At 45.2% G+C, this 9,531-nt stretch carries 8 protein-coding genes; 6 read left to right on the top strand and 2 right to left on the bottom strand.

From position 1 onward, the window contains the following. Positions 1-234: 234 nt before the first annotated feature. On the bottom strand, positions 235-453 hold the full coding sequence (locus Selli1_RS17305) for a DUF5348 domain-containing protein (protein ID WP_004611927.1): 219 nt from the start codon (positions 451-453) through the stop codon (positions 235-237). Positions 454-477: 24 nt separating this feature from the next. Beyond that, positions 478-1,452 (bottom strand): DUF6017 domain-containing protein, encoded by a 975-nt coding sequence (locus tag Selli1_RS17310; RefSeq protein WP_018112837.1) that lies wholly within the window; start codon positions 1,450-1,452, stop codon positions 478-480. Between the two features lie 565 nt (positions 1,453-2,017). Between Selli1_RS17310 and Selli1_RS17315 the strand changes: the two genes are divergently transcribed. The 6 genes from Selli1_RS17315 to Selli1_RS17340 all read left to right on the top strand — a co-directional run bounded on the left by Selli1_RS17315 (position 2,018) and on the right by Selli1_RS17340 (position 8,918). Continuing rightward, entirely contained in the window at positions 2,018-2,812 is a 795-nt protein-coding gene (locus tag Selli1_RS17315; protein WP_281874275.1) for a hypothetical protein, read from the top strand. A gap of 97 nt (positions 2,813-2,909) precedes the next feature. Beyond that, the gene (locus tag Selli1_RS17320; RefSeq protein WP_281874277.1) at positions 2,910-3,581 is read left to right on the top strand and encodes a response regulator transcription factor; all 672 of its coding nucleotides are present in this window, start codon (positions 2,910-2,912) and stop codon (positions 3,579-3,581) included. Further along, positions 3,566-4,531 (top strand): sensor histidine kinase, encoded by a 966-nt coding sequence (locus Selli1_RS17325; protein ID WP_281874279.1) that lies wholly within the window; start codon positions 3,566-3,568, stop codon positions 4,529-4,531. The genes Selli1_RS17320 and Selli1_RS17325 overlap by 16 nt, the downstream gene beginning before the upstream one ends. Before the next feature lie 74 nt (positions 4,532-4,605). Then, positions 4,606-5,301, top strand: coding sequence for an ABC transporter ATP-binding protein (locus tag Selli1_RS17330; protein WP_281874280.1), 696 nt, complete (start codon positions 4,606-4,608; stop codon positions 5,299-5,301). Beyond that, a complete protein-coding gene (locus Selli1_RS17335; protein ID WP_281874281.1) occupies positions 5,291-7,786 on the top strand; it encodes an ABC transporter permease in 2,496 nt (831 codons plus the stop codon). The genes Selli1_RS17330 and Selli1_RS17335 overlap by 11 nt, the downstream gene beginning before the upstream one ends. 115 nt (positions 7,787-7,901) lie before the next feature. Continuing rightward, positions 7,902-8,918, top strand: a complete 1,017-nt coding sequence (locus tag Selli1_RS17340; RefSeq protein ID WP_281874282.1) for a DUF7309 domain-containing protein — start codon at positions 7,902-7,904, stop codon at positions 8,916-8,918. Positions 8,919-9,531 lie beyond the last annotated feature (613 nt).

Below are 9,531 nucleotides of genomic sequence, written 5' to 3' on the forward strand. Positions count from 1 at the left end.
CCTGTCTGTAAAGAGAAAAGAGCATGCAGTAAATCACGGCATACTCTCATCATTCTTCTGATCCATCTATTCTTACTATCTGCTTTTTTCTTTCAATCTCAAGCATTTATAAAATGTTGCTCTACAGGTTTCCTCCTGCAATGGGTGTCCTCCTTTCGTGTTCTATGGTGGTATGCCCGCCGCCGGGAAACGGGACGGGCATGAAAAAAGAGCATCCGCTTTCACGCCGCCCTGTTAAATCCGTACCCGCAGCCCGGAAAGGTCTGCCGCCCGAATACCCACAAGATACCAGTTGTCCCCGTACTCCATACGGGTCGGCTTCCATTTGCCCCGCACAAAGACCTCCATGCAGTCGCCGCAATGCAATCCCCCGTAATAGTCGTTTACGTCAAAGCGAATGTCGTAGCGGTCAGCGGTTTCATCAAAAATCAAAGCTCCTGTTTTCTGTGTCATCATAAAATCCTCCTTTGGGTTGGTTTACAGGCTTTCGCCCTCGTTGCAGGTGTAATCGGGTATGCCCTTGCTTCTTGCCGACTGGATAGTGCGCCCGCCGTACATATCGTGAGATACAAGGGACGTGTAATAGCTGCCAATCGTAGACGGAGCATTGAAAAGGGCAGCTTTCATGTACTGCTTGATGTTGCGGATTTTGGTGGTGTTTTCCTGCATACAGTCCAGTACAAAGCGGATATGTTCGCTGTTCAGTTTCATAAATTTTGCTTTTACAAGCTCTGCCGGGTGGTCGTCCCCGGCGATACGGATTGTTCTTCGTTTGGTGCAGACGGTTTCAAGAATAAGGGCAAGGATTTCCTCTATCCTGTCCCGGTCAAGGTATCTGTCCTGTATCAGATAGTCGTACTCGATATTGTCCTTGATGATTTCCTCATACACGCTGTATGCGTCTGTCGCTTCCTTTCGCTTCCGTTCCGGCAGCTGTGCCGCGTCCTCTAAGGGAGAGGGATTTAGGGAATGGAAAGGAATGGAATGGGTACTTGATATATCTGTATTTAATTTTTCTTTTTTTGGTAAGTTAGTTTTTTGTATCTCTTTATTTAATTGCGTTGGATTTTCCGACGTCGGGTTATCCGGTGTCGGATTTTCCAATATCGGCTTATCCGCTGTTGGATTTTCCAATACCGGACAATCCAATGCCGGGGGCTGTGGCTGTTCGTAAATGGTGTACTCAATAGCGGTCATTTTGCCTTTCTCGTCGCGTCCCTGCCGCCTTGTGATATATCCGGCTTTTTCAAGCTCCCATACAGCGGTGCGGATAGCGTCGATACTTTCCCGGTTGATAAGGGACAGCCCTGCAAGGGTGTAGTCCCAATCTTCGGGAAGTGAGAGCATTTGCGACAACAAGCCCTTTGCCTTTAGGGAAAGTTCCTTGTTGCGTAAATGGTGGTTGCTCATAACCGTATAACCTTTGTTCTTTTCCACGCGGAAAACTGCCATAGCTTCATCACTCCTTTGGTTGGATTTGTTACGCAGTAGAAACGCGGTTTTGAGGAAAAAGGTATCAACCCTTGCCTTTCTCATTTCCGCGCTCTAAGAGCCGCATAAATCAAGGCTTTATTTGCCCTTACTGCGTAACATGAGGGCATAAAAAAAGCAGCGTTCCTGTTCTCCTGTGTGGGAGTGAGAAACGCCGCCTTATAGGTGGTGCTTATTTTATTTTTTCTTTTCGACGTGCCGCGTAAGGTGGTGTAGTGGTTTATCCGGCAGCTTCGCAGGTGCTTTTGCATATCAAGGCTCAATTCGTTAAAAGTAGTAAATGAGTAGTAAAATCAATCTGCAAACCTGCGAATATGCCCGTAAATCAAGCATTTTTCAAGACAATCAACTAATTTAGAGTAAAAAGCTACAGTTGTATTTGACAAAAATGAAATTACAACCGTATGGCGCGATTTGGACTACAGCTAGTTCAGCAAAATAGTTTGTATTAACCGTACGGTTTCTAAAATAAGACAGCATTGTCGTGATTCAAACGATACTATGCAGAAATGGAAGGGGAAATGATATGACAGGTATCAAAGAAATGCTGCTGAAGGAACAGGACAGATTAGAAAAGATTCTTTCCAAAACGAGGAAACAGGTAAAAGATGCTCCGCCGGGATCCTTACGCCTGTCTAAAAGCAGGGGGTGGATTCAATATTATCACTGCATGCCGGGAGAAAAGAGAAATGGAGCATATATTCCGAAAGCCGATGAGGAACTGCCGCAAAAACTTGCTCAGAAAGCATATGATGAAAAAGTGTTGAAACTTGCCGAGAAGAGACTGGGCCAGCTAAAAAGGATCACAAAAGATTATGAGGATGATGAAATAGAAAACCTATTCATGAAGGAACATCCTGAAAGAAGAAAATTGATTTGTCCGGTGGAGCCATCATGGGATCAGCAGATACAAGAATGGGAATCCGGAGAATATAAGCGGAAAGAATTCCGTGAGGGTACACCTGTAATCATGACTGACAAAGGGGAGAGGGTGCGGTCGAAATCAGAGAAGATTCTGGCCGATTATTTCTACAGAAAAGGAATTCCGTATAAATATGAGTGTCCGCTCTATCTCAATGGTTTTGGCACTGTTTATCCCGATTTTACATTCCTGTCTAAAAAGACCGGAAAGGAAATTTACTGGAAGCATGATGGGAAAATGGACAGCCCGGAATACGCTGAAAATGCGGTCAGAAAAATCAACGCATACGAAGAAAATGACATTTACCCGGGCGAAAGACTGATCCTCACATTTGAGACAGGGAAAACAGTTCTGAATACAAAACGAATCGAAGAGCTCGTCGCCAGATATCTCATCTAAACTATAAAACAATCACAATCCTGTGATTTTTCCCTTGAAGAAAGCCAAAACTACCAAAATATGATACGATGGAACAAGAAAGACGGGAGGGAAAAGGATGCAGACATTATTGATTGTAGAAGATGATTTTGATTTGAATCATGCCATCTGCCTGGTGTTGGAAAAAGAGGGATATCGCGTTTTTTCAGCGTCATCCGTGGAAAGGGCCAAAGAAATCTGCCGAGAGGTAGAACTCCAGCTGATCATTCTGGATGTCAATCTGCCGGACGGGGACGGATTTTCTTTCTGCGAATGGGTAAATAATGAGAAAAAAACTCCGGTGATGTTTCTGACTGCCAGAGATCTGGAGGAGGACGCCCTGGCCGGATATGACATGGGAGCCGTGGATTATGTGACGAAGCCGTTTTCCATGAAAATTCTGTTGAAAAAAATCAGTATTATCCTGAAACATATGACTCCGGCCGAGACGAAGGAGTACGATGATGGATGGCTGAAAGTGGATATCGATGGTGCAAAAGTCTTTGCGGGAGAGGAAGAATGTCTTCTTACACCGACAGAATTCCGGCTTCTGCGCCAGTTTTTGATGAATCGAAAGCAACTGCTCACCTATGATGTGCTGCTGGAACGATTATGGGACGGTGGAAATCAGTTTGTCGATAAGCATGCGCTGGCAGTCAACATCAACAGGCTGCGCGGGAAAATCGAGGATGAAGAGCACAAATATATTTCAAATGTATACGGGATGGGATATCAATGGATTGGAGCATAATACTGGCGGGTCTGATGACAGCGGCTTTGCTTGTTCTTGGGCTTAAATATATCAAATTAAAAAAGGATGTACTGACTTTTGAAGGGAAGCTGGAACGAAATATGGATGCGCTTCTGTCGGGGAGAGAGCCGGATACGACAGAAGAAGTGGAAGATACCTTGTTTGGAAAATGCAGTGTCAGAATGAACCAGATTGGACGGATCTGGAAGCAGAAAGAGGAAGAAAACCGGGCAAGCAGGGAAGAACTGAAAAGCCTGATTTCCGATATTTCCCATCAGACGCGAACCCCGCTTTCTAATATGAAGGCATACCTTTCGCTTCTGCGGGAAGAGACGCAGCCGGACCGTCAGGAAGAATTCCTGAACAGCCTGGACAAGCAGGCGGATAAGCTGGAATTTCTTCTCCAAAGCATGGTGAAAATGTCCCGGCTGGAGACGGGGCTGATTCAGGTGCAGATGAAAACTTCTGATTTGTGCACTACAATCCGGAAGGCGATTGAAGAGATTGTGCCGGCGGCTGCGGGAAAACAGATCGCGCTTTATGTAGAGTGCCCGGACAGACTGTGGCTTCTTCATGATAGTAAATGGACGGAAGAAGCGATATTTAATGTCCTGGATAATGCTGTGAAATATACGCAGCGAGGCGGGGAGATTCATATCAGTGTGACCAGACAGGAGATTTTTACAAAAATCAGTATTCAGGATAATGGAAAAGGCATTGCACTGGAACGACAGGCGGAGATTTTTAAACGCTTTTACCGGGAACCGGAGGTGCACGAAGAGCCTGGGATCGGAATCGGCCTCTATCTCACAAGAAAGATTCTGGAACTTCAGAACGGATACATCGAAGTCCGATCCCAAGAAGGCGAGGGATCTGTTTTCTGCCTTTATCTTCCGGAAAGTCCGGAGCAGAATGTGGAAAATCACAAAACCGAGAATATTGCGGAATGAGACAGGTTTGTGATTTTTGACAGATATCCTTTAATTGTAGATAAAAATGACAGCAGAAAGTGAGGAGGGTATCTATGAATCAATGGATGGTAGAAGCAAAAGGTTTGAAAAAGTATTACAGGCTGGGGGAACATATTGTTAAGGCGCTGGACGGTGTGGATTTTACAGTAAAAGAGCAGGAATTTGTGGCGATTGTCGGGAAATCGGGCAGCGGAAAAAGCACACTTCTCCACATGCTAGGCGGGCTGGACGTCCCGACAGAAGGAAGCGTCTGCATAGACGGGAGAAATCTGGCCGGAATGAATAAAGAGCAGCTGACGGTATTCCGCCGCAGAAAGGTCGGATTTGTTTTTCAGAATTATAATCTGGTGCAGGACTTGAATGTATACGAAAATATTGTACTGCCGATTGAACTGGACGGGCGCCCGGTGGACAAAAGATTTATGGAAGAGATGTTGGATCTTCTCAAGCTTCAGGAAAAGAAAGAAGCACTTCCGAACAATCTGTCCGGCGGCCAGCAGCAAAGAGTCGCCATTGCGCGGGCGCTTGCATCAAAACCGCGGATTCTTCTTGCCGATGAACCGACCGGAAATCTGGACAGCGCATCCGGCCATGACGTGCTGGGGCTTCTGAAAGTGGCTGCAAGACAGTTCCGGCAGACCGTGATTTTGATTACCCACGATATGGACATTGCCCAGATGGCGGACCGGATTGTCCATATCGAAGATGGAAAAATCGTGAAAGAAAGGGGCCTTCACGATGAAAAATAATAATGGGCAGATCATTTCCAGACTGGCAAAAAGTGCGCTCGTAAAAAACAAAAGAAAAACGCTTACAATGTTTTTCGCTGTTTTATTGTCCGCCTTTCTTCTTTTCAGCGTGCTGACAGTCGGAGTGACTTATTTTAAAATGCAGAGGATCCAGAATATCCGAATGAACGGAGCTGAGTTTGATGCGATTATGTATGGAGTGACGGAAGAGCAGCAAGAATTCTGCGACGAAAACGAAGATATTCTACGGACCGGAATCTGCGCGGTGTCGGGATATGTAGAGGCGACAGACAAGGACAATACCCCAAACGTCGGACTGATGTGGGCGGATCCGACGTTCTGGGACACCATGATGGAACCGGCCCGGACGTCTGTAGAGGGAGAGTATCCGAAACAGGAAAATGAAATCATGGTGACGGAGAAGGCACTGGAAGAATGTGGCTATGGCAATCTCGATATCGGTGATACATTTCGAATGACGGTCGGAACGCCAAAAGGATCGTTTGAAAAAGAGTTCCGGATTTCTGGAAAATGGAGCGGCTACGGTGAGAAAAAGATATTTTATGTCTCCCAAAGTTTTTATGAAGCGTCCGGCTACCAGGTTTCGGATGTTGCCTCCGGCCGGTTTTATATGGATATCCGGCAGAAGCTGATGACGGAAAAAGAGCAGAATGCTCTGATTGAGGATATGAATCTTGGAAAGCAGCAGAGAATGTTCTTTTCAGAGGATATGAGCTTTTCGATCTCCATTGTGACGGGTATGATCGGGCTGGCCGCCATGATCTGTCTGTGTGCCTATCTTCTGATTTATAATATCATGTATCTGTCAGTGGCAGGAAATACAAGGTATTACGGACTTCTTCAGACGATTGGAATGACAGAACGTCAGATTTACAGCATGATTTACCGGCAGATGGCGGTAATCGGAGGGGGCGGCGCTGCATGTGGAATCCTTCTTGCATGTGTAGTATCCTTTTTCCTGATCCCTTTTGTGGTAGAGTCGCTGGGAATTCGGACCGGGCAGGCAGGACAGGTACAGATTTCCTTTCATCCGCTGATCTTTGCGCTTACCATTCTGATTGTAGGAATAACGGTAATGGCGGCGGGAAGGAAACCGGCAAAGATCGCGGCAGGATGTTCGCCGCTGGAAGCGATTGGCTACCGGCCGCAGAAGAACAGAAGCTATTCCGGCAAGACCGGAAGAGGAAAGGTGCTGTGGAGACTGGCGAAGAAACAGATCACGAAAGAGAAAAAGAAGACAGGGATTGTGATGGTTTCTCTTGCCTCCGGGCTTTCGATATTTCTGTGTCTGGTAACGCTCTTTTCCAGTCAGGGAGCAAGAGAATATACATCCAACTCCATGGATCTGGATCTGGTTGTACAAAATGACACGATTAGGAAAGAAACACAGGAGGAAAGAAAAGCAGTTCTGGATGATTCCGCTTTGGAGAACATGAAGCAGACACAAGGTGTAAAAAATGTACATCCGGTCTTTTTTGCGGAGATCATTGTGCCATGGGAACCGGAGTTTTCCGACATGTGGATGAAAGAATTTTATGAAATGTGGATGACGATTCCTTATGAGGATGAGAAGAAAGAATATCAGGAACATCCTGAAAATTTTGGCACTTCCATGATCGGGATCGATCAGGCAGCATTTGAAAATCTGAATCAGGCGCTGGCAGAGCCGGTGGATGAAGAAGCATTTATGCGGGGCGATACCTGCATTCTGTATCGGGACGGTCTGGATTTTACAAGTTCGGATGTCGAGGGAAAAGAGGTGACCTGCGCAGAGTATTCCAATCCGGAACATACGAAGACATTTTCCATTGCAGGCCTGACGGATGACAATTACTATACGGCGCTGGTTGGATATCCGCCGACCATCATTGTCTCAGAACAGGCGCTCAAAGAATTTGCGGCAGAACCAATGCTTTTTAAGATGGGGATCTATTATGAGGAAACATATGATCAGGAGACAGAAGACAGGATTCTTGGTGAACTGGAAGAGCTTTCCGGATACAGAGATTTATCGATGGAATCCAAAATTGATCTGATGGAAACGATCCGGGAGGCACAGGGAAATATGATGCTGGTAGGAACCGGGCTTGTGTTTATTCTGGCACTGATCGGTATTATGAATTATATCAATACCTCGATCAGCAGTGTGCAGAACAGGATGGTGGAACTGTCAGTTATGGAAAGCATCGGAATGACTGACCGGCAGATGAAATGGATGCTGCTTCTGGAAGGATTGCTTTACGCAGCAGGATCCCTTCTGATTACCATGACTGCCGGACTTGCAGTAACCTATGGAATCTTCCAGTCCATGAATTACCGCGGCGCTCCATTCGCCGTACCGGTTTTACCGCTCGTATGCGGAATTGCAGTCGTATTTCTGATCTGTATGACAGCACCTTTTATTGCATGGAAGAAAATGATGAAACAACATTCCCTGATAGAACGAATCCGGGGATTTGAATAACGAGACGAGTTAAGCAGGCAGACAAACTGGATATTGACGATACAGGCAAAAGGGATTAACATTAACTTATCATTTAATGTTTTGTATAAAACTAAAGGAAATTGAGGTGAAAAGCATGAGGAAGGAAGCCGGCAGGGAAGAATGGAAAAAACTATATGATGTGGCGACCAGAATCAGGGAATTGAAGCCGTGGGAGGACTTTTGGGATCTGGATCTGATTTGCCTGAGAGAAGGAGAAAAGGAGGATGCAGCCTTTGTCAGCATTCTTGGAAAAGGCGGAGAATATTATGGGATTGTTGTATATGAGGGGTACAGGGATCTCAATACGTTTATGATGATGCTGAATCAGGAAGCACTCAATTTGTCAACGGAGTTTGTAATGGGAAATCAGAGCAGTCTGGCCTGCTATTGGGGAAACAGAGAAGAGCTGACGGAAAAAGAGAGAGAAATCATCAAAGATACAGGATATAAATATCGTGGGAAAAATCAGTGGCTCTATTTCCGTTCCTATAAAGAAGGCTATTATCCATATCAGCTGAATCAGGACGAAGTGCATCGGATGTGCTATTATCTGGAGCTTCTGGAAGAGGCGGTTCTTACATACCGCAGCGAGGAGGTAAATGTAAATTTCCGGGGTGGAGAAATGTATGTGTATTCCATAGATCCGGATACGGATAATCATTACTGGGGTGCGGAAGAGCTTCCGTTTGTCTCCTTTAATTACCGGAGTCTGAAACTGAATGATGCAGAAATCATAGAGACGTTAAAAAATGTACCAAATAATCGTTACGTTCTTGAGATGGATGTGGCATATCAGGCCGCAAAAATCAATGACAAGAGTTATAACCGCCCGGGAAGTATGAGAATGGTTGTGATAGCGGAGGCCAGGACAGAGCTGATTATGAAAGCGCAGATTCTCGGGCCGGAGGAGGATCAGCTGGAATCACTGGCAAACAGCCTGATCGAGTTTATCGGACAGTTTGGCGCACCGAGAGAGATCCGTGTCAGCAATATTATTGTAGAGGCGGCGCTCGAAGAGCTTTGTGAGATTACTGATATCAAGTTGAGACGGGTGAAGCGGCTTCCGGTCATTGAAGACTTTATAAATGGTATGGGAGAACGGATGCGATAAGGATGAATGAGACAGGGTTTTATGCCCTGTCTTTTCTGAATCTCTGAGATTGTGAAAGGACAATCCGAAAAAGACAAAATATTCTGAAAATAAATATTGCAAAAGGAAATAATAAATTAATGAAGAAAATATAGATAAATATATTGACAAAATGAAATTATGGTGCTATTATATAACCATAAAATAACAGACCAGAATTGTAAGACGGACGCGAGCCGTAAACATTCAGTTGTTATTTCCTTTCAACACAGGTGTTGGACGTTCCGAGAAAAATACAGGCGCTGAGTATCGGGACATCAAGTTTATGAAAGAGAGGTACAGACCACCAAAAACGTAAACTTATTTACCAAAATGAAATCCGGAAGAAAGAGGTAAACGAATGATTGAAGAATCAAAGTAAAGACGGGTGCTGATATTTAAAGTATTGGTATCCGTCTTTACACGTGGTATCAGAGGAGTGGAAGCGTCAAACCGCTTCTTTTTTTGCTTTATAGGAAAGTTCGATTTTTGACGATTTATTGAATGAAAATAGCCCGCACAAAGGCGGGCATGCAGATAGGACGACACTGAGTTAGAAGATATAAAAACCTTCTACGCCAGCCTCGTCATCAAA

The organism is Sellimonas catena, from assembly GCF_027924685.1.
In the GTDB taxonomy this organism is placed as follows: Bacteria; Bacillota; Clostridia; order Lachnospirales; family Lachnospiraceae; genus Sellimonas; species Sellimonas catena.

Coding starts and splice junctions, on each gene's coding strand:
- Selli1_RS17315 (WP_281874275.1), top strand. CDS start 2,018: ATGACAGGTATCAAAGAAATGCTGCTGAAGGAACAGGACAGATTAGAA.
- Selli1_RS17335 (WP_281874281.1), top strand. CDS start 5,291: ATGAAAAATAATAATGGGCAGATCATTTCCAGACTGGCAAAAAGTGCG.
- Selli1_RS17320 (WP_281874277.1), top strand. CDS start 2,910: ATGCAGACATTATTGATTGTAGAAGATGATTTTGATTTGAATCATGCC.
- Selli1_RS17310 (WP_018112837.1), bottom strand. CDS start 1,452: ATGGCAGTTTTCCGCGTGGAAAAGAACAAAGGTTATACGGTTATGAGC.
- Selli1_RS17330 (WP_281874280.1), top strand. CDS start 4,606: ATGAATCAATGGATGGTAGAAGCAAAAGGTTTGAAAAAGTATTACAGG.
- Selli1_RS17305 (WP_004611927.1), bottom strand. CDS start 453: ATGACACAGAAAACAGGAGCTTTGATTTTTGATGAAACCGCTGACCGC.
- Selli1_RS17325 (WP_281874279.1), top strand. CDS start 3,566: ATGGATTGGAGCATAATACTGGCGGGTCTGATGACAGCGGCTTTGCTT.
- Selli1_RS17340 (WP_281874282.1), top strand. CDS start 7,902: ATGAGGAAGGAAGCCGGCAGGGAAGAATGGAAAAAACTATATGATGTG.